Raw genomic sequence first — 24,087 nt, 5'->3', positions numbered from 1 at the left:
AACCATACCACTCATCCGTGTAATCGGGCGATGGCAGCGGCGATTTGGTGCATGCGGACAGGTCACTCCGGATCGGTGAAGAGGCCCATTTGCGAAATATCGGACTTCTCGGGAATGGCAAGGCCGAGATGCGCGAACGCCATCGGTGTCAGCAGGCGCCCCCTTGGAGAGCGCTGCAGGAACCCGTTCTGGATGAGATAGGGCTCGACGATTTCCTCGATCGCGTCCCGGGGTTCGGAGAGCGCGGCTGCGATCGTTTCGATGCCGACGGGACCGCCGCCGAAATTGACGGCAATCTGGTTGAGGTATCTGCGGTCAAGACCGTCAAGACCGGCGCTGTCGACCTCAAGCTGCAGGAGCGCCCTGTCCGCAAGGGCGCAGTCGACGCGATCGATGCCCTCCACGACGGCGAAATCCCGGACCCTGCGCAGGAGCCGGCCGGCGATCCGCGGCGTCCCGCGCGAGCGTTTCGCGATCTCGCGCGCGCCGTCTTCGGCCATGCCGATGCCGAGGATCGATGCGCCCCGCTTGACGATATGTTCCAGCTCTTCGACCGTGTAGAACTGAAGACGGACCGGGATGCCGAAGCGGTCCCGCAAGGGTGTCGTCAGCAGTCCGAGACGGGTCGTCGCCGCGACCAGTGTGAACTTGGCGAGGTCGATCTTCACCGAGCGCGCCGCTGGCCCCTCGCCGATGATCAGGTCGAGTTGGTAATCCTCCATCGCCGGATAGAGCACTTCTTCGACCGCCGGATTGAGTCGGTGGATCTCATCGATGAAGAGAACATCCCGTTCTTCCAGGTTGGTGAGCAGCGCGGCCAGGTCCCCGGCCTTGGCGATGACGGGACCGGAGGTCGCCCGGAAATTGACGCCCAGTTCCCGTGCCATGATCTGGGCCAGCGTCGTCTTGCCGAGGCCGGGCGGACCGACGAACAGGACATGGTCGAGCGCTTCACCGCGCGCCTTGGCTGCCCCGATGAACACCTTGAGATTTGCCCGCGCCTGCGCCTGGCCGACAAAGTCATCCAGCGCCTGCGGGCGCATGGTGCTGTCGATTTCGTCGCCGCGAATTTCAGGCGTCACGATCCGGGGTTCATCCGACATGGCTTACCACAACAAACAGGAGCACGATGAGCAGGACCGACCACGCGACCCTGAGCGCGTAGAATTTGCGGAACTGGCTGCGCACAAAAGGATCATCCGTTTCGATGCGCCGTCCCTTTATGGCAAATTGCCGGTCCCCGACCGACTGCGAAAACTTGTGGTCGAGAAACATGATCCCGCCAATGCCGAGCACAACGAAGACGACAGCAATCACGGCATAGGCAAGAGCGATCATCCGGCAAGCTCCTTCAGGCCGAGACGAATCAGGGTTTCCGTAGAGGCCTCCTCCCCGGCCGATTGCATGGCCTTGGCGACCGCCGCACTCGCCTGCGCCTGTGCGTAGCCCAGGTTCACCAGGGCGGACACGGCTTCCGCCACCGGACGCGCGGCGACATTGTCCGAGACGCTTTGCGAGACCGCGATCGTGCCCTGGTCGACGCTGGCAAGGGCCGGCGCCTTATCCTTGAGCTCGCTCAGGATACGTTCGGCAACGCGTTTGCCGACACCGGGGGCCCGCGATATGGTCGCCTTGTCGCCGAGCGCGATCGCGTTGGCGACCTCACTTGCCTTCAGGATACCCAGGATGCCCAGCGCGACCTTGGCACCGACACCCTGCACCGTCATCAGGATGCGGAACCATTCCCGCTCCGCTTCATGGCCGAAACCGAAGAGGCGGATCATGTCTTCACGCACGATGGTCTCGATGAACAGGACCGCGGCTTCGCCCGGCCTCGGCAGCCCCTGCAGGATGCGGGAGGGGCAATGCACCTGGTAGCCGACGCCATGCACATCGAGAATGACGTGGTCCTCGCCGTAACTGTCGATGGTGCCTTTCAGTTTGCCGATCATGCCGCCCCCTGCGCCATCAGGCGTGCTGAACCGCTGCCGCGGTGCTGTGCATGGCAAATCGCGATGGCAAGCGCATCTGCGGCGTCGTCGGAATTGAAGGTCGCCTTGGGCATCAGGATCTTCACCATCGCCCGGATCTGCTCCTTTTCGGCATGGCCCGTGCCGACGACGGTCTTCTTGACCAGGTTGGGCGCATATTCGGCGACCGGCAAACCCGCAAGGGAAGGCACGAGCAGCGCGATCCCGCGCGCCTGCCCGAGTTTCAGCGTCGCCCCGGCATCCTTGTTCACGAAGGTATGCTCCACGGCCGCTTCCATCGGATCGTGCTGGCGGACGATACTGGACAGCCCGTCATGCAGTTCGACAAGCCGTTCGGCCAGGCTTTTCCTGTTGTCGGACGTGACCGTGCCGGACGCAATGAAAGACAACCGGTTTCCGGCCGTCTCGATCATGCCCCACCCGGTGCGCCGCAATCCCGGATCAATGCCGAGCAATCGAATCGCATGTGTCATGGAACAAAGCGGTAACAAAACTTGAGCACGGACGCCAGCGAAAGCGGGAACGTTGAGCCGAAAGACTGTCCAAAACCGGTCCGGCGGCGCCCGATCGGCGAAGTTCCCCGGGAATTGGTCGAAATCGTGGAAAAAGCGATCAATGATGGCATGATCATCGCCCTGATTCCGACACCTCGAGAGCCTTGATGTCCGGACTGTTCGACACGTTTCCACCAGACCTGCTCGTGTTCCTCGCCCTGGTCCTGTTTGTCGCCGGATGCGTGCGCGGCTTCACCGGCTTCGGCGCGGGCATGATCTTCATTCCGATTGCCACCAGCGTCGTGCCGCCTGCAGTTGCCGCAGCGACCTTTCTCTTCGTCGACAGCATCGTCACCCTGCCGCTGCTCGTCCGCGCGATGAGGAGCTGCATCTGGCAAACGGTGCTGCCCGCCGTTCTGGGAGCAATCCTTTTTGTTCACCTGGGCGCCTGGCTGCTTGCGACCACCAACGTCCTGGTGCTGCGGTGGATCATTTGCGCGATCGTGGTCTGTCTTCTGGCGCTGCTCATCTCCGGCTGGCGCTATCAGCGTCCGCCCCACCCGGCGGTGTCATTTGCAACGGGCGGCGTGTCGGGCGTGCTTGGCGGCATCTCGCAGGTCTCTGCACCGCCGGTTGTTGCCATGTGGCTTTCAAGTTCGAGCGATCCGCAGGTTGTCAGGGCCAACCTGATCGTCTTCTTCGCCCTGGCAAGTGTCGGAACCTTCGCCGCCTATCTGATGCATGGGTTTTTCACCGCTGAAGTCGCCCGCCTGCTGATCGTCGCCGTTCCGGTCTATGCACTGGCGATCTTTCTCGGGGCCCGGGGGTTCGGCAAGGCGCGGCCGGGTTTTTACAGAAAGACCGCCTATGTCCTGATCGCGCTCGCCGCGCTGACCAGCATGCCCGCGCTCGACACTCTGCTACGATGACGCTTTCTGGCTCTCGACCTTTTCGCTCCACTTCGCGCACTTGAGCGTCATGAGCCTGTCGAGTTCGGCTTCGAATTCCTCCCGGCTGGCCGAGGCGTGCGCCAGAAGGGCCAGTGCAACGATCGCTGCATCGACCGCTTCCTCGCGCACATCGGCAAGCGAGTGGTTCTTGTAGGCGCTTCCCGATGCCCTGGTCACCGAAAGGACCGCCTGCGCGAGCTCACCTGCCTCCTCGGACAGTTTCAGCGCCCGCTCCTGCAGCGATTTCGGGTCGGCTTTCGTCAGATCATAGATATTGTTCATGAGTTCCTCTGAAAAGGTCGGAGCAATAGCGCTGGATGTGCAACGGCAAAACGGGCCGGAACGGAGTGTCATCAACTCATATGAACACGATTGGGCTCGTCGTCGAAATGAGCCCAAATCAGCCACCTTTTTCAGACGTGATCCACTGCTGTTCAGCCCGGCATCTCACTGTGTTCGCAAAAGGGTGGAGGGTGTGACGTTCCACGACCGTCATTCCAGACAAGTGAGGCAATGCCGAATGCTGATCTGGAATCCAGAAATCAGCGTGAGCGAAGCGAACCCTCTTGTTGATACCACCAGAATAAGCCGCGCCTTCAGCGCGAAATACATCTGGTTTCCGGATCAGCGCGCAGCTTGCGCTGCACTTGTCCGGAATGACGGGTTCCCGGCATTTCGGCACTAAGCGACTAACGACACCTGAAACCTGTCCTCAAAAACAAAACCCCGGCACAGCCGGGGCTTTCAAGCTGAGACGAAGCATCCTCAGGAGGCGAGCGCCGCCATGGTTTCCTCGTCGACATCGAAGTTCGAATAGACGTTCTGAACGTCGTCATCGTCTTCGAGCATGTCGATCAGTTTCATCAGGGTCTGCGCCTTGTCCGCATCGACCGGCGTCAGGTTCTGGGGCTTCCAGATGATCTTGGTGGAGTCGGCTTCGCCCAACGCTTCTTCAAGCGCCTTGGCGACCTCGTTCAGATCTTCGAAGGCCGCGTAGATCGTGTGACCGCTTTCGTCGGACTGAACATCTTCAGCGCCTGCCTCGATGGCAGCTTCAAGCACGGCTTCCGCCTCACCGGCCTCGGGCTTGTAGATCACCTCTCCGACGCGATCGAACATGAAGGAAACGGAGCCGGTTTCGCCGAGCGAACCACCGCACTTGGTAAAATAGGACCGGATATTGGAGGCCGACCGGTTGCGGTTGTCTGTCAGCGCTTCCACGACAACGGCAACGCCTGCAGGCCCGTAGCCCTCGTAACGGATCTCTTCGTAATTGTCGCCGTCACCGGACTGGGACTTGTTGATCGCCCGCTGGATATTGTCCTTGGGCATGGATTGCGCCTTGGCGTTCTGCACGGCCAGGCGCAGGCGCGGGTTCGAATCCGGATCCGGATCGCCCATTTTGGCGGCGACGGTGATTTCCTTGGAAAGCTTGGAGAACATCTTGGACCGCGCCGCGTCCTGGCGGCCCTTGCGGTGCATAATGTTCTTGAATTTTGAATGGCCTGCCATGGCTCTTCTCGGCTCTTTGGATCTGATCTTGACGAAAACTGCGCCGCTTATAGGCAAAATGACACTGAAAATCCAGCGCCCTCGCGATGACCGGCCCGATCAGTCCGTACCGGTCCAGAAATCGGGCAGGACCGGCTCCAGAAGGCCGCCGATGCGAACCGGCGCGATCCGTTCCGCGAGACCCGTCCGTTCATCGGTCTCGATAGCCACGCCGCAGATGGACGCCACCCCGGATGCGGGCGCGAAACGCGAGCCCGGGATCTTGCGCTGGAACCGGTTCACCGGCTCGTCCTTTTCCATTCCCAGAACACTGTCATAGGAGCCGCACATGCCGGCATCCGACATGTAGGCGGTGCCGTTTTCCAGGATCTGATGATCGGCCGTCGGAACATGGGTATGGGTGCCGACGACGAGGCTGACCCGACCGTCCAGGAAATGTCCCATGGCCTGCTTTTCACTGGTCGCCTCCGCATGCATGTCGATGATGATCGCGTCGGCGACATCGCCGAGGGGACAGTCATTGACCACCCGGTCGATGGCGGCGAAGGGATCGTCCATCGCATCCATGAAGACCCGGCCCATGACATTCGCCACCATCACCTGGGCACCGTTGCGGGCCGTGAAAAGATGGGCCCCGCGCCCGGGTGTGCCGACAGGATAGTTCACGGGACGCAGCAGCCTGTCCTGGCGCTCGATATAGACAAGCGTGTCGCGCTGGTCCCAGACGTGATTGCCCGTAGTCACGACATCGGCGCCCGCATCGAGAACATCTCTCAGGATCGCTTCGGTGATGCCGAACCCGGCGGCCGCGTTTTCGCCGTTGACGATCACGAAATCGAGCTGGTTGTCCTCAACCAGGCCAGGCAGGCGCTCGATCACCGCAGTGCGCCCGGTCCGGCCGACCAGATCGCCAAGAAACAAGATACGCATATATCCTCGCCAGATCAGCCGAACGACCGGTAGCCCCGTTCGGTCAGAATTCCGTTCAAAGGCTTGTCATGCGCTTCCGCAGGCACGCGGTCAACCTCCTGAAGCGAAAACGCGACACCGATACACAAGACCGGTCCGGAATTTTGAAGCGTTGCGATGGCCGTATCGTAGAACGCCCTGCCGTAGCCGATGCGGTTCCCGGCACCATCGAACCCGGCCAGCGGCATCAGGAGCACATCGGGATGGACTTCTTCCGCCGCTTCACTCGGCTCCCGGCACCCGAAGCCGGCTTCGACCAGCTCCGTGTCTCTTTCAAGGTGACGGAAAATCAGGCTCGGCCCGCTCATGACGGGCAGGCTCAGCTTGTGGCCTTTCTGGCGCAACAGGTCGAGCAGCGGCCTGGGGTCTATCTCGTCGCGGATGGGCCAGAACCCGGCAACAACCGCGCCTGCCGGCAAGGGGAGCTTGTGGCCGTGATCGACCAGTTGAAGACTTTTCTCGATTCGCTCCAGCGCATCCATGTTTTTTCGCCGGGAAAGCACCTCTTTTCTGAGGCCGGCTTTCACGGCTCCAGGAGTAGAAACGTCGTTCATGCCTGTGAAAAGATCCCGGTCTGCATTGAAAACTCTGGTCGCCATGGAGTGAGCGCAGCCGTCCGACCGTTGGAATTGCAATCCCGGGAAACCTACAATGTAGGTGGGCGCCGTGTGCAACGGACCACGGCCCGGAGCAGGGACAGCTCCCGAGGGAATGCGTAAGGCCCCGGGGAAATATTCCTGACGTATCGGGCAGCCGCAGGTACCGCATATAGCCCCGCACCAGATGAATTACCAGTGCGCGTTCGGCGTCATCGATCGTGAAAGTGTTTTCGCCGTGGATCGCGACCGGCTCAGGAAGGATCCTGGGGCCGCAAGCTGTTGGTCAGGCCCTCGGCAAGGCTTTCAATGCGGGCGGCAGCGGTGTTGACGGCGCGGGAAAGCTCTTCCTCGTTCTGGCTCATGTTGTCGAGCGCGTCGACCTGCTGCTGCCGGGCTTCGGCGAGCTGTGTTTCAAGCTCGCCAAGCTTGCGTTCAAGCTCCGACAACTGGTCCGTTGCCATGATGCCGGCCATCACCGTCAGTCGCTGATCACCGATTTCTCCGAACGCCCCCTTGAGTTCATTGATCCAGCCGTCGAAGCGGGCGGCCAGACCCATCAACCGGTCTTCCTCGCCGTCGTCGCAAGCCATCCGGAACGCCTTGCCGTTGATCGTGACCGTTATCTGCGCCATGCGTCGTCGCTCTCCCTTGGGTCAGCCCCCGTGCGCATCCAGTACGCTTCGTATTGTCTCCATCGCGGAAACGAGCCGTCTGGATACATCCTTGTTGGCTTCCTCGAGCCGCGAGGCCCTTGCCTGGCTCTCGTCCAGAGACGCGGCCAGCTGGGACCTGTCCTCGCCCAACCGCTGCAAGTCGTCCTGAAGGGAATTCAGCGACCTGTCCGCATCCATGCGGCGCTGGACCGCTGTCTCCAGATGCCCGACAGCCGCATCGAGCCGCTTTACCGCATCTGCCAGGCTGGTTTTTTCAACGAAGTCGATTTCCGCCATTATTTTAAGCCGTCCTGATGTTTTCGTGCGGCGGCCCGCTTTGATATCCCCGTCCTAATTTGAAGGAATCTTGATGTCTTCACCTCAGGAAGCGATCAACCGCTCCAACCCGCGCTGCCCGGCGCGTGAGAGCTCGCTTGCCATGGTGAAAAAGCAAATCCTCGTCAGAATATCGAGATTAGGCAACGGGACTTGCCCCAGTCAATGGCACCATTGGCAGAATCCTCAACTCTGTATTCCCCGACTTCCCGTTTTCATAACTGCGTGTGCTTTCCGCAGCTTTATTGACTCGGTGCGCGTTCCTGATATTTGTCTGGCGCCTGAGCGGAACTGACAGCCGTCATTTCCGGAATGCACCGCAATTTACCGCGCCCGGCACCAGCCTGGCGTCGAAGGCTTCACAGCAGCAACGGGATAGTGATGACCGATCTTGAAAAACACCATCGCATGGCAAACGCGATCCGCTTTCTTGCAATTGATGCGGTGGAAAAAGCGAAATCCGGTCACCCCGGGCTGCCGATGGGCGCGGCGGATATCGCAACGGTGCTGTTTACCGAATTCCTGAAGTTCGACCCCACGGCTCCGGACTGGGCGGACCGGGACCGCTTCGTTCTGTCTGCCGGGCACGGCTCGATGCTGCTTTACAGCCTGCTCTACCTTCTCGGCTACGAAGACTTCACGCTGGACGAACTGAAAAACTTTCGTCAGCTCGGTTCGCGCACGGCCGGTCACCCCGAATACGGTCACGGCGCCGGCATTGAAACCACGACCGGTCCGCTCGGTCAGGGTTTCGGCAACGCCGTCGGCATGGCCATCGCGGAGCGGCTCCAGGCCGACCGCTTCGGAAAGTCGCTTGTCGATCACTACACCTATGTCCTTGCCGGTGACGGCTGCCTGATGGAAGGCATCAGCCAGGAAGCCCTGACACTTGCCGGCCACCTCAAGCTGAACAAGCTGATCGTCTTCTGGGACGACAACGGCATCTCGATCGACGGCAAGGTCGAGATCACCGACAGCACCAACCAGCTGGAACGTTTCGAAGCTTCGGGCTGGAACACCCTGAGCGTCGACGGCCACGATCCGGAGGCGATCGCCGCTGTCATCCGCCAGGCCCGGGAAAGCGACCGGCCGACCCTGATCGCCGCCAAGACAACCATCGGCTTCGGTGCGCCCAACAAGGCCGGAACCGCCAAGGCGCACGGCGCACCGCTCGGTGCCGACGAAATCGCGCTGACCCGCGAAGCGCTCAACTGGCCGCACGAACCCTTCGAGGTTCCGAGCGACATCCTGGACGCCTGGCGCATTGCCGGTCTGAGATCCGCCCATGCGCACAAGGACTGGCAAAAGCGGTTTGCGGACGCCGATACGGAAGCCCGCGCCGAATTCGAACGCCGCAACCGCGGCGATCTGCCGTCCACGTTCACCCAGGCGGTATTGGACTACAAGAAACAGCTTGCCGCCGACCAGCCGACCATGGCGACCCGCAAGGCGTCCGAAGCCGTCCTCAACGTCATCAACGACGTGGTCCCGGAGACAATCGGCGGTTCCGCCGACCTGACCGGTTCCAACAACACCAAAACCTCGCAGACCGTGCCGGTGACACCCGACGATTTCTCGGGCCGCTACATTCACTACGGGATCCGTGAACACGGCATGGCGGCCGCGATGAACGGCATGGCGCTGCATGGCGGACTGATCCCCTATTCCGGCGGCTTCCTGATCTTTTCCGACTACTGCCGTCCGTCGATCCGCCTCGCCGCCCTGATGAAGCAGCGCGTCATCCACGTCATGACCCACGATTCCATCGGCCTTGGCGAAGACGGACCGACACACCAGCCGGTCGAGCATTTCGCGGCGCTGCGCGCGATCCCCGACCTCACGCTGTACCGCCCGGCGGACATCACCGAGACCCTGGAATGCTGGCAGCTTGCACTGGAAGACCGGAACGGTCCGTCCGTTCTGGCGCTCACCCGCCAGAACCTTCCGTCCGTCCGCAAGACCTACGAGGACGGCAATCTGTGTTCGAAGGGCGCCTATGTGCTCGTGGACACGGACGATGACGCGGCCGTCACGCTGTTCGCCTCCGGGTCCGAAGTGGAAATCGCGGTCGACGCGCAGAAGGAACTTGCCGAGGCCGGCATCGCCGCAAGGGTCGTTTCCGTGCCGTCCTTCGAACTGTTCGAAGCCCAGTCCAACGACTACAGGGCTGACGTGATCGGCAACAGTCCCGTCAAGGTCGCCGTCGAAGCAGGCATCCGCATGGGCTGGGACCGTTTCATCGGAAACGACGGCATTTTCATCGGCATGACAGGCTTCGGCGCAAGCGGCCCCTACAAGGCGCTTTACGAGCATTTCGGCATCACCAAGGACGCGGTTGTCGCCTCGGTGAAGGCAAGGCTCGAAGCCTGAGTAAATTCAATGCCCGGTCGCTTTTCCTCCAAGAGGGGCCGGGACCTGAGCACATGAGTGCTCTCAATCGCAACCACCCTCAGGTGGTTCACCATTCGGCGTCCGGTTCTTCCAAGGACGCTCAGGATTGCGGGAGTGGAAAATGGTTACCAAGGTAGCAATCAACGGTTTCGGCCGCATCGGCCGGAATGTTCTGCGGGCCATCGTGGAAAGCGGCCGGACCGATATCGAAGTTGTCGGGATCAACGATCTGGGGCCGGTTGAAACCAATGCGCACCTGCTGCGGTACGATTCGGTGCATGGCCGGTTCCCGGCCGAGGTCGTGGTCGACGGCGACACCATCGCGGTCGGCGGCGGCAAGCCGATCAGGGTCACGGCGATCCGCGACCCGAAAGAGCTGCCCTGGGGCGAACTCGGCGTTGAAGTCGCCCTGGAATGCACCGGCATCTTCACCGCCAAGGAAAAGGCATCAATGCACCTGGACGCCGGCGCCAAGCGCGTTCTGGTCTCCGCTCCGGCCGCCGGTGCCGACAAGACCATCGTCTTTGGCGTCAACGACAGCGCTCTGACCGCCGATGACCTCGTTGTGTCCAATGCATCCTGCACCACCAACTGCCTGTCCCCGGTCGCCTATGTGCTGAACGAAGCCATCGGCATCGAGCACGGTTTCATGACCACGATCCACTCCTACACCGGCGACCAGCCGACGCTGGACACCATGCACAAGGATCTTTACCGCGCGCGTGCCGCGGCCATGTCCATGATCCCGACATCGACGGGTGCAGCCAAGGCGGTCGGTCTGGTGCTGCCGGAACTCAACGGCAAACTGGATGGCGTCGCGATCCGCGTTCCGACCCCGAACGTCTCCGTCGTCGATCTCAACTTCATCGCCTCGCGCCCGACGACCGTCGAGGAAATCAACAGCGCGATCCGCGAGGCTGCCGACGGCAAGCTGAAGGGCATCCTCGGCTACACGGACGACAAGCTGGTGTCGATGGACTTCAACCACGACAGCCACTCCTCGGTCTTCCACACGGACCAGACCAAGGTTCTGGACGGCACCTTCGTCCGCATCCTGTCCTGGTATGACAACGAGTGGGGCTTCTCCAACCGCATGGCCGACACGGCCATTGCCATGGCGAAGCTCATCTGAGACGCAGAGCGGATGGCTGACCATTCGAAATAGCGCCAACGGCGGATGCGGCTTCAACGCATCCGCCTTTTTTGTCCGACCCTTGTCTGACTCCAGGAAAAACTCATGGCTTTCAAAACTCTCGACGACCTGTCCGGCCTCAGCGGCAAGCGTGTGCTTGTGCGTGTCGACTTGAATGTCCCGATGGACGGTGACAGGGTCACCGACACGACGCGCATCGAACGTGTGCTGCCGACCATTCGCGAACTCTCCGGCAAAGGCGCTAAGGTTGTCCTGCTCGCCCATTTCGGCCGCCCGAAAGGCGAGCGCGTCGCGGAAATGTCGCTCGCACCCGTTGCCCCGGCCGTCGCGGAATTGCTCGCAAAGCCGGTCGCCTTTGCCGAGGACTGCATTGGCGAGCCGGCCGCGACCGCAATTGCGTCAATGTCGGATGGCGACGTGTTGCTCCTGGAAAACACCCGCTACCACAAGGGCGAGGAAAAGAACGATCCGGAGTTTGCCCGGGCCTTGGCTGCGAACGGCGACATCTATGTCAACGACGCCTTTTCCGCCGCGCACCGCGCCCATGGCTCAACCGAAGGCATCGCAAAACTGCTTCCCGCCTATGCGGGCCGCACCATGCAGGCCGAACTCGAGGCCCTCGGCTCCGCGCTCGGCGAGCCGGTCCGGCCGGTGCTGGCCGTTGTCGGCGGCGCGAAGGTTTCTTCCAAGATCGATCTGCTGGAAAACCTCGTCTCCAGGGTCGACATGCTGGTAATCGGCGGCGGCATGGCCAACACCTTCCTGGCCGCGAAGGGCACCGATGTCGGCAAATCGCTGTGCGAACATGATCTTGCGGACACCGCCAAGAAGATCATGGCCGCGGCCGACGCGGCTAACTGCGAAATCGTGCTGCCCGACGATGCCGTCGTTGCTAGGGAATTCAAGGCCGGCGCGGACAACGAAACGGTCTCGCTGGACGCCATTCCCGCCGACGCCATGATCCTCGATGTCGGCGCTGCGTCGATCGGGACCGTCACGTCGAAGATCGATGCCGCCAGGACCCTCGTCTGGAACGGCCCGCTCGGCGCATTCGAGATCGAACCCTTCGACAAGGCGACAGTCGCCGCTGCCCGGCACGCGGCTGAGAACACCGGGGCCGGAAAGTTGAATTCCGTTGCTGGTGGCGGGGATACGGTCGCAGCGCTCAATCACGCTGGCGCAGCGGCAGGTTTCTCCTATGTGTCCACTGCAGGCGGGGCCTTCCTGGAATGGCTGGAAGGCAAGGAACTGCCGGGCGTCAAGGCCCTGGAAGCCTGAGACACGAAGAGGAGGAAAGAATGCAGCGCTGTTTTGCCAACATCCTGACCGAAGAAGTCGCGGCAACTGCCGCCTTCTACGAGACGCTGCTCGGCATGACGCCGAAATTTTCCGCCGACTGGTTCGTCAATCTTGCGGACCCGGACAACGACGCCATCGAAATCGGCATTTTGAAACAGACCAGCGAGATCGTTCCGGCCAGGGCCCAGAAGGCGCCGGCCGGGATCATGCTGACATTCGTCGTGGACGATTGCGACGCAGTTTACGAAAAGGCACGCGCCGCAAATGCCGTGATCATCGAGCCGCCGCGGGAAATGCCTTACGGCCAGCGCCGCATGGTCCTGAGGGACCCCGCGGGAACGTTTGTCGACATCAGTTCGCTCATTTGACGTGCCCGGTTTTCGAGGGTCTTCCGCCTGAAATTAATTCGTGATCCGAATTAATTGTGCTCGCAAATTTTCGCCATGCGCTTGTATTTTAATTGATTTAAGCGGACGCGCCGCTCTTTCCAAGCTTGAGAATCTTGCTAGAACGACCACAGATTGACGTCCTGCCGCGACGTATTTCAGACTTCCAGGGTCCGCGGCAGGCGGAAAACCGATACCGGGAGACAATTGATGGCTCGAATTACCCTTCGCCAGTTGCTTGATCACGCTGCTGAGAACGACTACGGCGTTCCCGCATTCAACATCAACAACATGGAGCAGGCTCTTGCGATCATGGCGGCGGCAGATCAGACAGATTCGCCCGTCATCATCCAGGCTTCCCGCGGCGCGCGTGCCTACGCCCACGACGTGATGCTGAAGCACATGATGGACGCCGTTGTCGAGATCTACCCGCATATCCCGGTCTGCGTCCACCTGGACCACGGCAACGCGCCGCAGACCTGCATGACCGCCATCCAGGCCGGCTTCACATCGGTGATGATGGACGGGTCCCTGGAAGCGGACGGCAAGACCCCGGCCAACTGGGACTACAATGTCGGCGTCACCAAAACGGTTACGGACATGGCACATCTCGGCGGCATCTCAGTTGAAGGCGAACTCGGCGTGCTCGGCTCGCTCGAAACCGGCATGGGCGACAAGGAAGACGGACACGGCGCCGAGGGCAAGCTCAGCCACGACCAGCTGCTCACCGACCCCGCCGAAGCGGTCAAGTTCGTCCAGGAAACCAAGGTCGATGCGCTCGCGATTGCCATGGGCACCAGTCACGGCGCCTACAAGTTTACGCGTCAGCCGGACGGCGAAATCCTGGCCATGCACGTGATCGAGGAAATTCACCGGCGCCTGCCGGACACCCATCTGGTCATGCACGGATCTTCTTCCGTGCCGCAGGATCTGCAGGACATCATCAACCAGTATGGCGGTGAAATGCCCCAGACCTGGGGCGTGCCGGTGGAGGAGATCCAGCGCGGCATCAAGAACGGTGTCCGCAAGATCAACATCGACACCGACAACCGCATGGCGCTGACCGGCCAGATCCGCCGCGTCCTGAGCGAAAATCCGGGTGAATTCGACCCGCGCAAATACCTGAAGCCGGCCCGTGAGGCCATGCAGAAACTCTGCGTTGAGCGTCTGGAAGCCTTCAACACGGCCGGTCAGGCCGCGAAGATCACCAATATCATCACGCTTTCCGACATGGCTGCGCGCTATGCAGACGGAAGTCTCGACCCGAAAATCGGATAACGCACCGGTTTTCACTGCCGAGTTTGGTGTTTTGTTGAAAGAGGGGCCTTGCGTCCCTCTTTCGCCGTCTTTAGGTGATGGATCCGATGACAAGAACTGTTCCTTCAGGATCCGACACGTGAACCGACCCCGCCTCTTTCTCGTAACGCCGCCCCAGTTCGATACCGATGACATGGCATCGCAAATCGAACAGGCGTTTACCGGCGGCGATATCGCGTGCATCCTGATCTACATGCCCGGTGCAAGCACCAAGGCCGTCCAGGAGGCCGCGGACAAGCTGGTTCCGGTCATCCAGGCAGGCGGCGCCGCCGCCCTCGTCTATAGGGACACCCAGGCAGCCGGACGCAGCAACGCAGACGGCGTTCACGTCGACACCTCCCTTGAAGACGTCAGGCTTGCCGTGGAGAGTTTCCAGCCCGAACGGATCGTCGGCACGGGCGGCACCAAGCTCAAGCATGACGCGATGGAGTGGGCGGAAACCGGTGTCGACTACCTGTTTTTCGGCAAGCTCGATCTGGACGAGCGCGACAGGGCGCACGAGAAAACCCTTGCCGGGGCCGCCTGGTGGGCCGAACTCTTCGAAACGCCCTGTGTCGCGCTGGCGGGCAACACGCTCGACACCTTGCCCGAAGTTGCCGCGACCGGCGCGGATTTCGTCGCCCTGAAGGATGCGGCCTGGCGGTCGGAAGCGGCGATATCCGAGGTTGTCACCAGGGCCAACGATATTCTGGAAGCGCACCCGTTCCCGGAGGTGCAATAGACGGCAAGCGCCGTCTGCTGAACACGGAGTTGCAACGATGCTGAAGCAAAGCGCCCGTCCCTGCCGTTTTCAGATCGCCATCTGCGCGCTCGCAGGCGCGCTCCTGCCCTTGTTGCCGGTCACGTCTTCCCGGGCCCAGGAAAAAAGCCCGGAGGCGGAAACGGAACTGGTGGTTGTCACCGAACCTGCCGTCATCGACATCACAACGCACGAAAAGACACTCTTTGGCATCATCGACGCCGGGCCGCCCGACCTTGACGACACGGTCGAGGTCACGGCTGACATGGCCTATTCCGCCTTTCAGCGCGGCTGGTTCCTGACCGCACTCGGGCTGGCAACGCCGCTTGCCGAGCAGGGCGACAAGGCGGCTCAGGCGCTTCTTGGGGTGCTGCACGAAAAGGGGCTCGGCATCCGGCTGGACAAGTCCAAGGCAGCCGACTGGTATTCGCTGGCCGCTGCTGCCGGAGACAATGGCTCGGCCTTGCAGCTGGCGCAGTTCTACCTCCTCGGAACGGGGGTGGAGGCAGACAAGGCAAAGGCAGCGGATCTGTTCGAACAGGCAGCGGATGCCGGAAACGCCTCGGCGCTCTACAATCTGGCAGTCCTCTACCAGGAGGGCGAAGGACGGCCGTTCAACGAGGAAAAGGCCCGTGAACTTCTGGAAGAGGCAGCCCGAAAGAACGATCCGGAAGCTCAATATTCGCTTGGCCTGTCCTACCTGGAATCGCAAACCGGCCTGAATGACCCCGGCCAGGGCGCATTCTGGCTGGGACGCGCCGCCCGCCGCGGGCACACGTCCGCGCAGGTCTACTACGGAATCCTGAGGCATCAGGGCAAAGGTGTCGATCCGAACGAAGCCGAGGCTGCCGACTGGTTCGAGAGAGCCGCAATCGCCGGCAATCCGGTCGCCATGAACCGACTGGCAAGGATCTACGCCTACGGTCGCGGGCGGGAACAGGATTTCACGGCAGCCGCCGGCTGGCATCTGGCGGCGCGCTCGAACGGCGTGCCCGACTTCAATCTGGACCGGATCGTTGAAACGCTCGATGAAAAGACGATGACGGATGCGCGCACACTGGCCGAACAGCACACAACGACGCTGCTCGCACCGAGCGAAGATCCGGCAGCGGAATCCCCGTAATTCGTCCCAGAGTGGGTCAAACCTAGGAGAAATTGCCTTTTTCCCTTGAATCCCGCCCGCTTTTGTGGTGGACAGGCGCGAGCAATTTCTGGCCCTTCGGCGATCCGCCGGAGACCGCACTGCTCCAGATCCTAACAATTCATAAAATCGGTCGTTCCATGAAAATCAACGGTAACGAAATCAAGCCCGGCAATGTGCTTCAGCATCAGGACACCCTTTGGGCGGTCGTCAAGGTCCAGCATGTGAAACCCGGCAAGGGCGGAGCCTTCGCGCAGGTCGAGATGAAGAACCTGATCGACGGCCGCAAACTCAACGAGCGCTTCCGCTCGGAAGACAAGGTCGAACGCGTCCGCCTGGAACAAAAGGACTTTCAGTACCTTTACACCCAGGATGACATGCTGATCTTCATGGACACCGAGACCTACGAACAGCTCGAGCTGCAATCTGAGTTTGTCGGCGATCGCGCCGCCTTTCTTCAGGACGGCATGATGGTCACCGTGGAACTGCACGAGGAACGCCCGATCGGCATTACCCTGCCGCAGCACGTGACGCTCGAGATCAGCGAAGCGGACGCGGTTGTGAAAGGTCAGACCCAGTCTTCTTCCTACAAGCCCGCACTGATGGAAAACGGCGTTCGCGTTATGGTGCCCCCCTTCATCACAGCCGGGGAAAAGATCATCGTCGACACGGGCACACTGGAATACGTTCGCCGCGCTGAATAGGCGCGTGACGAGCACCTTTTTTGTGAACACCAATTCTGGCGCGCCCGGCTTCCTCGGGCGCTGCCCAACAACAAGTGACAATCCATGGCCCGCACAGCAATCCTCAATGTGATGGTACAAGCCGCAATCAAGGCCGGACGCAGTCTGGTCCGCGACTTCGGCGAAGTTGAAAACCTGCAGGTGTCCCGCAAGGGGCCCGGGGATTTCGTTTCCGCCGCCGACCGCCGCGCCGAGGAAATCCTGAGTGGAGAACTGACCAAGGCACGCCCGACCTATGGTCTTGTCATGGAAGAGAGCGGCGTCGTGGAAGGCACCGACGGCCAGCATCGCTGGCACATCGACCCTCTCGACGGCACCACGAATTTTCTCCACGGCATTCCGATCTTTTCAGTTTCCATTGCGCTCGAGCGGGCAGGGGAAATCGTCGCGGGCGTCATCTTCAATCCGGTCATGGACGAACTCTACACCGCCGAGCGCGGACGCGGTGCCTTTCTCAATGACAGGCGCCTGCGGGTCGCCGGACGCACCGAACTGCCGGAAATGCTGATCGGCATGGGCCTTCCTTTTATCGGCAAGGGCGATCATGGCCGTGCCCTGCGCGAGCTGCGCCACGTCATGCCGGAAGTGTCCGGTGTCCGCCGCGCCGGTGCCGCATCGCTTGATCTCGCCTGGACTGCATCCGGACGGCTCGATGCCTACTGGGAACACAATCTCAATTCGTGGGATATCGCCGCCGGCATCCTGATGGTGCGCGAGGCTGGCGGTTTCGTGAGCGACCTGCAGGGCAAGAACAAGATGCTGGAAACCGGCGACGTCCTCGTCGGCAACGAATACGCCCACCGGCTTCTTCTGCGTCTTCTTAAGCAGGCCGAAACGGCGGCCTGAAGCCAGGCAGCCGCAAACGACCGCAAAGCTCAGACCGGAACAGCGATCCGGTTCAGGTTCGCGGTGTGCTGTCCGCCGCCGTTGCCGCGCGCATCCACTTCAAGCGACAGGTACCGGCCCGTCTTGAACCTGGTCGCCTTGGTCAGAACCTCGAAGAACGTCGTCACGTCCGGCTCAGTCAGGAATGTGTTGAACTCGAACCGGCCGTTGCCGCGGTAGGATCCCGGCAGTGTTTCGGCGCCAAGGCTCTGGCTTGTGTCGAGCCTATACACTTCGACCGGGAACGCGGACCTGGGAAAACCCGTGAGAGTGACAATCTCGACATTCACCAGCTGGCCGCCCTTCTGTTGAGGCCCTGTGCCGGGAAAGAAGACCATGTCCCGGAACCGGTAGGCGAAGATCAGGGTATTGGTGTTGGTCGAGCGAACCACCCGGCTCTGAACGGCCCCCTTGATCCTGCCACCGGACCCTGTGGGACCGTTTGACCCGTTCGGAGGCGTGTACTGGCCTGCATCGAATGGGATGACTTCGTCATAGATCACCGTACCGCCGAGATCCGTGCGGCTGACATCCCGCACGTGAAGGACATCGCTGCCGCTATCGTCGTAATTTGCAGGCGTCGGACGCTGTATGCCGTTGAAGGTTGTGCCGCCGGACTGGCAGGCACCGAGCGAAAGTGCTCCGAGCAAAAAAAGTTCTTCTGTGCATCTCGGGACCATCCAAATATTTAAAAAAACTATCAATCAATCAATCAGAGTGGCGCAATCAGCGCCCGCTGCCTTCCGGGTTGTCCGCGAGAGCAGCCGGAAAGTCACATGCGCGGTCGCCGGGACCGAGCATGAGAACTTCCGTTAAGTAATTTACTCAAAACGGGAAACGCCATCAAATTTCAATTCTTGATGGGTTCGCTCACCCGTTTGGCACTGGAGAGGCCGATCGGCCGGCGGCACCTGCAGTGCGCATCGGGTTCCTGAATTGCTTCGCCTATTTGCTCTGCATGCCGGCGACCATCTTGAGGACCTGCCGGCGCGGCATGAGCGGCGTCACCCAGTTCAGCATGAAAGACAGACGCGGTTCGTTGACCGCGATCAGATCGCCGTTCATCATCGCATCGTAGCCGCGTTTGGCGACGGAAGCCGGTGTTGCGCCCTTCTGCCTTGCCAGCCCGGTGCCGCCCAGATCCGCCGTTGCCACGAACTCCGTTTCGACCAGACCCGGACACAGCGCTGTGGACGTGATCCCGTCCTTGCGCATTTCCTGGTCGATCGCCTGGCTGAACGACGTCACGAATGCTTTCGTTGCGAAATAGACCGCCTGGTAGGGTCCCGGAATGAAGCTGGCCGTTGAAGAAACATGCAGCATCCGGCCGCCGTTCCGGCGCTTCATGTCATTGCCGAAGTGATGGCTGAGTGTCACCAGCGCCGAAATATTCAGATCGATCATGGCCTGGTCCTTGGCAAGGTCACGATCGAGAAAGGCACCGTGCCCGCCGAATCCGGCATTGTTGATCAGGATGTCAACGTCGATGCCCTGCGCCTTGACCGTTTCGTAGAGCGCTGTCGCCTGCGCCGGCGATCCGACATCCTGTGCGACAACGGTGACTGTCACGCCGTGGGCGCTTTCAAGTTCGCTCTTCAGGGCCTCCAGCGGTTCCAGCCGACGCGCGACAATGACGAGATCTCCACCGCGTCTGGCGTGGTAGCGCGCGAATTCCATCCCGATGCCGGAAGACGCTCCGGTAATCAGTGCAGTGTGCGACATGACGTGCTCCTTTGAAAGTCAACAACTGTTGACGAAGCAGATAGGGTGAGGAAAACGAAAAGTCAACACTTGTTGACAAAAATGTTCCCGGCGTCTAGTTGGGACCCATGAGCAAATCCAGTTCCACCAAGGAAAAACTTGTTGCCGCGGCCCGGGAGTTGTTCTGGACACGCGGCTACTCGAACGTCTCAGTCCGCGACATCACGGGAAAAGCAGGCGTGGATGCCGCGCTTGTGTCCCGCTATTTCGGTGGCAAGCAGGGGCTCTTCGAGGCAACCCTGGCCGAGATCCCGCCATGGGAGGCGCTGACTGCCGAACCGGACGCGCTTCTGAAGAAGGCAGCCGAAAGCTTCGCGCACCCGTTTGATCCCGTGACGGATGCCACGAACGTGTTCACGATGCTCCTGGCCAATGTCATCGATCCGGAAATGGGCGGCATGATCCGCGGGCTGGTGCAGACGAAACTGGCCGACCCGCTGACGGAGAGGATCGACGGGCCGGAAGTGCGTGAGCGTGCGGCCCTGCTGCTCGCCGTCCTGTTCGGCGTTGCCCTGATGCGCAAGAATTTCCAGCTTGAGGGTCTGACCGACAAGTCACCCGAACAGCTTCAGGCGGAGATCATCCGGCTCGGCCGTGTTGCACTGGAAGTTACTGGGAAGACGTGAACCCGGCGGCAGGTTTGTCGGCTTCACGCCGCCTCTCTGGCGAGCCCCAGCAGCTTCCTGGAGAACTTCGCGGTCTTGCCACCGCCGGGCAATGACGCAAGACAGGCGAGCGTTTCCGGCCGCTCCGGGACGGTGCCCGCATCCACGTGAAGCTCGTAGTAAAGTTCCAGCATGCCCCCAATGTCCCGCGGACATTGTCCGGGCAGAAAATCAAGGATCAGACCGATTGCCTCGCGCACGTGACCAGCGGCACCTGTCCCGGCCATTGCGGCAAATCCTTTTGTCCATCGAGCCGTCGGCAAGGCACCGGACAGAAGGAAAGCCTTGACCGCCTCGGCGAAGTCACGGGTCGCAAGACGCCCGTCCAACAGAGTCTCCACCGCAGCTTCAACCGCGAGCGAGGTGACCGACTTGTCCTCCACCGCCATGTAGTAGGCCAAAACACCTGCGCCCAGCGGACTGATGCCCGGACCTGGACGGAAGAAGGGTTCGAGATAGGCGCGCGTGTGATTGTCGCTCAGCTTTTGCCAGACATCCTGGTCGAGGAGCCCTTGCCGGAAAAACAGATCGGGCGCATTCGGCCGGACAAGCGACGCCCAGGCGACGTCGGCAAAAGACCTGCCGCAGTGGCGAAGCGTGTAAGGTGTCTTCACTTCCCGCCGGGGCATGATCGACCGCCAGCCTCCGCCCTCTCCTTCGATCGCCGGCGCGATCGGAACCGCCACGTCGACCCAGAAATAGGCGCCGCACTTGCTGTCCTTGCGAACGACATCAAGCGCCATCTCCGCCTGGACACCGCATTCCGGAAAGGACTTTCCGAACAGCCCGGCAACGCGTTTGTCTTCAAGGACCGGCCGGCGCGCGCACCACGCAGCGGCCCACAGGTTCGGCGTCGGTCCGACCTCGACATCTTGGCCCAGGGCATAGGCGAACGCGCGCCCCGGCTCACAGTTCAGATCGTGATTTTTGATCGGAACCGGCGTTTGCTTATCAAGGCGCAGGAGCGCAAGCGTCAGGTCCGCAACTCCCGGCGAGACACCCGCAGCTGAATAGTGCTGCAGTCTCTGGGAAAGGTCCGCAGCCGAAATCATGCCGCTGCTGTCGCCCGGCAGCGAAAGCAGCGGGACTGACACACCGCTCAGAACCCGGTCGAGCATTTCGCTGTTCCGGTCAACGTGGAGGGACTGCAACCAGGTATCCTCGACAAGAGACGCGCTTTCACGCCCGCCCTCGTCGCCTGTCAGGGAGGCAATCGGCCGTCCTTCGCAAAGTCCGCGCCCGGTCAGCGCAAGTACGGCCCGCACGCCAACGCCACCCGGCTTCGCCCAGATCTGTTTTGCCCGTTTCTTCAGCGGCGACAGGAGCGTCTCGCTCCCGCGCAATTCGGTACCAAACCGTGAGATCCCGTCAATGGCGCGTTCGACATCAAACGGGTCGCGTGGCGTTTCAAGCACCGAAAGGTAAAGCGACAGCGCTTCAGCGGGGATTCTGACCGGTGCAATTGCGGCGGTCTGCGCTGGCGCGCAAGGGACTGGCGCTGCGTCGGCACCCGGCTGAGCAGGGCTCCCGGCCATGTCGGCAATCCGGCTGCGAAGTGACGGCACCACAAGGTCCACATAGTCGGCGAGAAGTGCCTGCACATGCGCTTCATCGCCCCCACCCAGTTTCCCGACAAGATCAAGGGCAGCGGTCTGAACCCCGGCATCTTCCGACACCAGCGCCAGCGCCGTTGCCTCCAGAGCCGCCGAGCGGAAACGCTCGTCACGCGCGGCCGCCCGTTCGACAAGCTTCAGGGCGGCCAGAACAGACCCTTTGGAGCGCGCCTGCAGCGCAGGCTCCAGACTTGCGAGCAGTGTCCCGGCGTCCAGAGGAGACGAGGCGTCCGCCGCCTTGACGAATTTCAGCGCGAAGGACACCGTCGGCGGGACGGAAGAAGACAGCAGCCCGAGATAGCGTCCGGCCCGCGCGTCAATCTCCTCCGTCGTTGGTGCCAGCGCCGTGTGGAAGCGGGAATACCAGCCCGCGCGATATTGGCCGAAGTCGCGCTCGAGGGCGTCAATCGAAGCGTCGAGGAGCCTCTGGCGGTCAAGCAGGCCGGCTTCCGCGTAACCGATCAGCCGGTCTGACCATGTCGGCGTGCCCTGCTTTGCGAACTTGTCATGATTGGCAAGACTGAACTCGCCCCCGCCCTCGACTTCAAAGAAACGCCAGACGTCCCTGGAAAGCAGAACCTCTTCATCGGCTCCCCAACGCTCGTGCCAGATGCCGTAATAGCCGAGAATGATGCCGTCGCTTTCCGGTCTTTTTGCAAGGCCCGCCTGCCAGAGTGGAGCCGCGTTGGCGATGGCATGCGGATTTTGTTCCACGAGATAGTCGACCAGGCCCTGGGCGAAATCCAGTTCCAGAACCCTGAAAACATCCTGGATCGGCACCGATGCCGGAACGGGAACGAAGCCCAGTTTCTTCAGTTCCGAAAGGGTCGCCGTCGCAAAGAGGCCAATGATCACCGCATCACGGTCACGCGGTTTTGTGCCATTGTCCCCACGCTGCTCGAACCCGAACAGCACATGGTCCGAATAGAGCTTCGAGACCGCCTTTGCATGCGGCCGCCTGTCGGCCTGCGGGATCGCGGCCAGGCTCTCAAGCGCGGAACGCGCCTTTTTCGTCGTAAGGATCGAAATCAGTTCGTCTTCGCGCATGCCGACCTCTCAAGCTGCATTTCAACCGCCAGCACATGCTTGCAGGGCCCTCTTTGACGGCCATGTTTGGCAAACCAGGGACAGGTGCAGCGCCAGCCATCTCCGTCCCGCTCGACTGTGTGGACAACGTCCCGGCTCATGACGCGCGCCGCAGATTGGCCCAGCGTGACCGCACCGGTGTCGCAAAGCGCTTGGGCCGCCTTCAGCCGCGGATTGAGGTCGTCCAGCGGCGCGAGATCAAACGGCAAAACCCGGTGGAAATAGCCGCTCTGGCCGAGATCGAAACCGACGAGACCTCTGGCGGCGAGCTCGGCAAGCGCACTCTCGACGGTGTCCGCCTCAAGTCCGGTCGCGGATGCCAGTGTTGCAACATCGATCCTGTCCTGCCAGTTGAGCTGCGCACGGACAGCTGCAACCGCGTCGCCCGAGGACGCTGCCAGTCCCGACAGGGTGCCGCCGTCACCGGAAAATCCGCGCCAGGGTTCCGCGTTCAGGACCAGCCAGAAACGCTGGCTTCCGAAATCGAGCGACCATGCGCTCGCCCCTGTCGCCGGCGCGCTGAAAACCTCCAGGCCATTGGAGCGGCTGATCATTGTCTCCAGGATCCGCAGCCGGTGACCGCCACGCAGCATGAGCGCACCTTCGACCGGGCGGGACGACAGTCTGGCGACACCTCCGGTTGCGCTCACCCACTGGACGCTGTCGTCCTTGCCGCGCGGCAAGGCACGAAGGAAACGCTGTGCGGCAACGCGCGGCAGACGAAAGAAAGGCCGCATCTGCGCCTGGACAACCTGGACTTCGGCAAATCCCCTGATCCAGCGCAACGGCAGCGCCACCTTGCGCTCGACAAAGGTCTTGGCGTCACGCGTGACACCGACGCGGTCCGCCTCGATGTCGAGGTGGAATTCTGCCTCCCGGCCGACATTCGCCAGCGCACTCCGCAATTCGGCCCCGAAATCGACATTCGTTGTCCCGTTGCTGGCGTGGCTGACATCCAGCGCACCCGGCACCAGATCCATCCTGGCATAGACGCTGCAGCAGGCCGAAAAACCTTCGAAACGCACCGCTCCGGGACTGACGGTTGCCACGGGATCGGCCTCACGCAGGATCCTTGCGAGCATGGCGGGCGGAACATAATAGCGTGCGGCCACCGTTTCGGAGACGGCGCGCAGCCCCTTGGCGGTGACATCGGGATAAAGCACGCGGGCACTCAGGAACCGTCCGGAGTTCGACGGCGAAACACCGCAATCGGATGCCAGGGACAGCCGGGTTTCACCCGCATTCGCCTGGAACCCGGAAGCTGCCGAATATCGGTAGGTTTTGTCGGTCGCGGGCAATGGAGGGGACCCCGTCAAACAAAAATGCAAGTCGCAGTCTTGTGGCGCATTTCAATTAAAACGGGATGAAAATAAATCCTAACAATTGTCATAAGTTCCTAGGGCG

General features: G+C 61.6%; 25 protein-coding genes and 1 other RNA gene. 11 read left to right on the top strand and 15 right to left on the bottom strand.

Translation table 11 applies throughout. The features are described 5' to 3' along the window. Window positions 1-62: 62 nt before the first annotated feature. The 4 genes from ruvB to ruvC are packed head-to-tail and all read right to left on the bottom strand — an operon-like array spanning window position 63 to window position 2,464. Window positions 63-1,103: a Holliday junction branch migration DNA helicase RuvB gene (ruvB, locus tag ACO08A_RS14740; protein WP_422036779.1), complete on the bottom strand. Its 1,041-nt coding sequence runs from the start codon at window positions 1,101-1,103 to the stop codon at window positions 63-65. Next, on the bottom strand, window positions 1,093-1,338 hold the full coding sequence (locus tag ACO08A_RS14735; protein WP_422036778.1) for an endonuclease: 246 nt from the start codon (window positions 1,336-1,338) through the stop codon (window positions 1,093-1,095). Before ACO08A_RS14735 ends, ruvB begins: the two co-directional genes overlap by 11 nt. Further along, window positions 1,335-1,952 (bottom strand): Holliday junction branch migration protein RuvA, encoded by a 618-nt coding sequence (ruvA, locus tag ACO08A_RS14730; RefSeq protein ID WP_422036777.1) that lies wholly within the window; start codon window positions 1,950-1,952, stop codon window positions 1,335-1,337. Before ruvA ends, ACO08A_RS14735 begins: the two co-directional genes overlap by 4 nt. Next, window positions 1,949-2,464 carry a crossover junction endodeoxyribonuclease RuvC gene (gene ruvC / locus ACO08A_RS14725; protein ID WP_422036776.1) on the bottom strand — a complete coding sequence of 172 codons (516 nt, stop codon included), beginning with the start codon at window positions 2,462-2,464 and terminating at the stop codon, window positions 1,949-1,951. Before ruvC ends, ruvA begins: the two co-directional genes overlap by 4 nt. A 188-nt stretch (window positions 2,465-2,652) precedes the next feature. On the opposite strand from ruvC, the gene ACO08A_RS14720 reads away from it, so the two are divergent. Beyond that, complete coding sequence (locus tag ACO08A_RS14720; RefSeq protein ID WP_422036775.1) at window positions 2,653-3,414, top strand: sulfite exporter TauE/SafE family protein; 762 nt, start codon at window positions 2,653-2,655, stop codon at window positions 3,412-3,414. Here ACO08A_RS14720 and ACO08A_RS14715 read toward each other — a convergent pair. From ACO08A_RS14715 to ACO08A_RS14685, 7 genes are all read right to left on the bottom strand, one after another. Then, complete coding sequence (locus ACO08A_RS14715; protein ID WP_422036774.1) at window positions 3,406-3,717, bottom strand: MazG-like family protein; 312 nt, start codon at window positions 3,715-3,717, stop codon at window positions 3,406-3,408. The genes ACO08A_RS14720 and ACO08A_RS14715 overlap by 9 nt on opposite strands. Before the next feature lie 483 nt (window positions 3,718-4,200). Next, entirely contained in the window at window positions 4,201-4,947 is a 747-nt protein-coding gene (locus ACO08A_RS14710; protein WP_422036773.1) for a YebC/PmpR family DNA-binding transcriptional regulator, read from the bottom strand. Between the two features lie 99 nt (window positions 4,948-5,046). Beyond that, on the bottom strand, window positions 5,047-5,877 hold the full coding sequence (locus ACO08A_RS14705; RefSeq protein WP_422036772.1) for a TIGR00282 family metallophosphoesterase: 831 nt from the start codon (window positions 5,875-5,877) through the stop codon (window positions 5,047-5,049). A gap of 14 nt (window positions 5,878-5,891) precedes the next feature. Then, on the bottom strand, window positions 5,892-6,398 hold the full coding sequence (locus ACO08A_RS14700; protein WP_422036771.1) for a 5-formyltetrahydrofolate cyclo-ligase: 507 nt from the start codon (window positions 6,396-6,398) through the stop codon (window positions 5,892-5,894). Between the two features lie 123 nt (window positions 6,399-6,521). Then, window positions 6,522-6,675, bottom strand: a non-coding RNA gene (gene ssrS, locus ACO08A_RS14695) — 6S RNA. Between the two features lie 91 nt (window positions 6,676-6,766). Beyond that, entirely contained in the window at window positions 6,767-7,147 is a 381-nt protein-coding gene (locus ACO08A_RS14690; protein ID WP_421979779.1) for a cell division protein ZapA, read from the bottom strand. A gap of 21 nt (window positions 7,148-7,168) precedes the next feature. After that, window positions 7,169-7,465: a DUF4164 domain-containing protein gene (locus ACO08A_RS14685; RefSeq protein WP_319384112.1), complete on the bottom strand. Its 297-nt coding sequence runs from the start codon at window positions 7,463-7,465 to the stop codon at window positions 7,169-7,171. 420 nt (window positions 7,466-7,885) lie between these two features. Here ACO08A_RS14685 and tkt point away from each other — a divergent pair, with 420 nt between their 5' ends. From tkt to ACO08A_RS14640, 9 genes are all read left to right on the top strand, one after another. Next, window positions 7,886-9,874: a transketolase gene (gene tkt, locus ACO08A_RS14680; protein WP_422036770.1), complete on the top strand. Its 1,989-nt coding sequence runs from the start codon at window positions 7,886-7,888 to the stop codon at window positions 9,872-9,874. A 142-nt stretch (window positions 9,875-10,016) separates the two neighbouring features. Next, entirely contained in the window at window positions 10,017-11,027 is a 1,011-nt protein-coding gene (gap, locus tag ACO08A_RS14675) for a type I glyceraldehyde-3-phosphate dehydrogenase (RefSeq protein WP_422036769.1), read from the top strand. A 105-nt stretch (window positions 11,028-11,132) separates the two neighbouring features. After that, window positions 11,133-12,326 (top strand): phosphoglycerate kinase, encoded by a 1,194-nt coding sequence (locus tag ACO08A_RS14670; RefSeq protein ID WP_422036768.1) that lies wholly within the window; start codon window positions 11,133-11,135, stop codon window positions 12,324-12,326. Between the two features lie 20 nt (window positions 12,327-12,346). After that, window positions 12,347-12,715, top strand: a complete 369-nt coding sequence (locus ACO08A_RS14665; RefSeq protein WP_422036767.1) for a VOC family protein — start codon at window positions 12,347-12,349, stop codon at window positions 12,713-12,715. Between the two features lie 228 nt (window positions 12,716-12,943). Continuing rightward, window positions 12,944-14,011 (top strand): class II fructose-bisphosphate aldolase, encoded by a 1,068-nt coding sequence (fba, locus tag ACO08A_RS14660; protein WP_422036766.1) that lies wholly within the window; start codon window positions 12,944-12,946, stop codon window positions 14,009-14,011. Between the two features lie 118 nt (window positions 14,012-14,129). After that, window positions 14,130-14,771, top strand: a complete 642-nt coding sequence (locus ACO08A_RS14655; RefSeq protein WP_422036765.1) for a thiamine phosphate synthase — start codon at window positions 14,130-14,132, stop codon at window positions 14,769-14,771. A 37-nt stretch (window positions 14,772-14,808) separates the two neighbouring features. Next, on the top strand, window positions 14,809-15,912 hold the full coding sequence (locus ACO08A_RS14650; protein ID WP_422036764.1) for a tetratricopeptide repeat protein: 1,104 nt from the start codon (window positions 14,809-14,811) through the stop codon (window positions 15,910-15,912). A 158-nt stretch (window positions 15,913-16,070) separates the two neighbouring features. After that, a complete protein-coding gene (efp, locus tag ACO08A_RS14645) occupies window positions 16,071-16,634 on the top strand; it encodes an elongation factor P (RefSeq protein WP_306144251.1) in 564 nt (187 codons plus the stop codon). A gap of 84 nt (window positions 16,635-16,718) precedes the next feature. After that, the gene (locus ACO08A_RS14640; protein ID WP_306144252.1) at window positions 16,719-17,519 is read left to right on the top strand and encodes an inositol monophosphatase family protein; all 801 of its coding nucleotides are present in this window, start codon (window positions 16,719-16,721) and stop codon (window positions 17,517-17,519) included. 29 nt (window positions 17,520-17,548) lie between these two features. Here the strand turns inward: ACO08A_RS14640 and ACO08A_RS14635 are convergent, their stop codons facing one another. Both ACO08A_RS14635 and ACO08A_RS14630 read right to left on the bottom strand, forming a co-directional pair. Beyond that, window positions 17,549-18,208, bottom strand: coding sequence for a hypothetical protein (locus tag ACO08A_RS14635; protein ID WP_422036763.1), 660 nt, complete (start codon window positions 18,206-18,208; stop codon window positions 17,549-17,551). A 295-nt stretch (window positions 18,209-18,503) separates the two neighbouring features. Continuing rightward, window positions 18,504-19,280 carry an SDR family NAD(P)-dependent oxidoreductase gene (locus ACO08A_RS14630; RefSeq protein ID WP_422036762.1) on the bottom strand — a complete coding sequence of 259 codons (777 nt, stop codon included), beginning with the start codon at window positions 19,278-19,280 and terminating at the stop codon, window positions 18,504-18,506. A gap of 107 nt (window positions 19,281-19,387) precedes the next feature. Between ACO08A_RS14630 and ACO08A_RS14625 the strand changes: the two genes are divergently transcribed. After that, the gene (locus ACO08A_RS14625) at window positions 19,388-19,945 is read left to right on the top strand and encodes a TetR family transcriptional regulator (RefSeq protein ID WP_422036761.1); all 558 of its coding nucleotides are present in this window, start codon (window positions 19,388-19,390) and stop codon (window positions 19,943-19,945) included. A gap of 23 nt (window positions 19,946-19,968) precedes the next feature. Here ACO08A_RS14625 and ACO08A_RS14620 read toward each other — a convergent pair whose 3' ends face one another. After that, the gene (locus ACO08A_RS14620) at window positions 19,969-22,644 is read right to left on the bottom strand and encodes a DUF6493 family protein (protein ID WP_422036760.1); all 2,676 of its coding nucleotides are present in this window, start codon (window positions 22,642-22,644) and stop codon (window positions 19,969-19,971) included. Continuing rightward, entirely contained in the window at window positions 22,626-23,981 is a 1,356-nt protein-coding gene (locus ACO08A_RS14615; RefSeq protein WP_422036759.1) for an SWIM zinc finger family protein, read from the bottom strand. Before ACO08A_RS14615 ends, ACO08A_RS14620 begins: the two co-directional genes overlap by 19 nt. Between the last annotated feature and the right edge of the window lie 106 nt (window positions 23,982-24,087).

It is taken from the genome of Roseibium sp., from assembly GCF_965232425.1.
Lineage (GTDB): Bacteria > Pseudomonadota > Alphaproteobacteria > Rhizobiales > Stappiaceae > Roseibium.
Note: the sequence above shows the minus strand (reverse complement) of the source record. Positions and strands in the feature narration are given on the sequence as shown.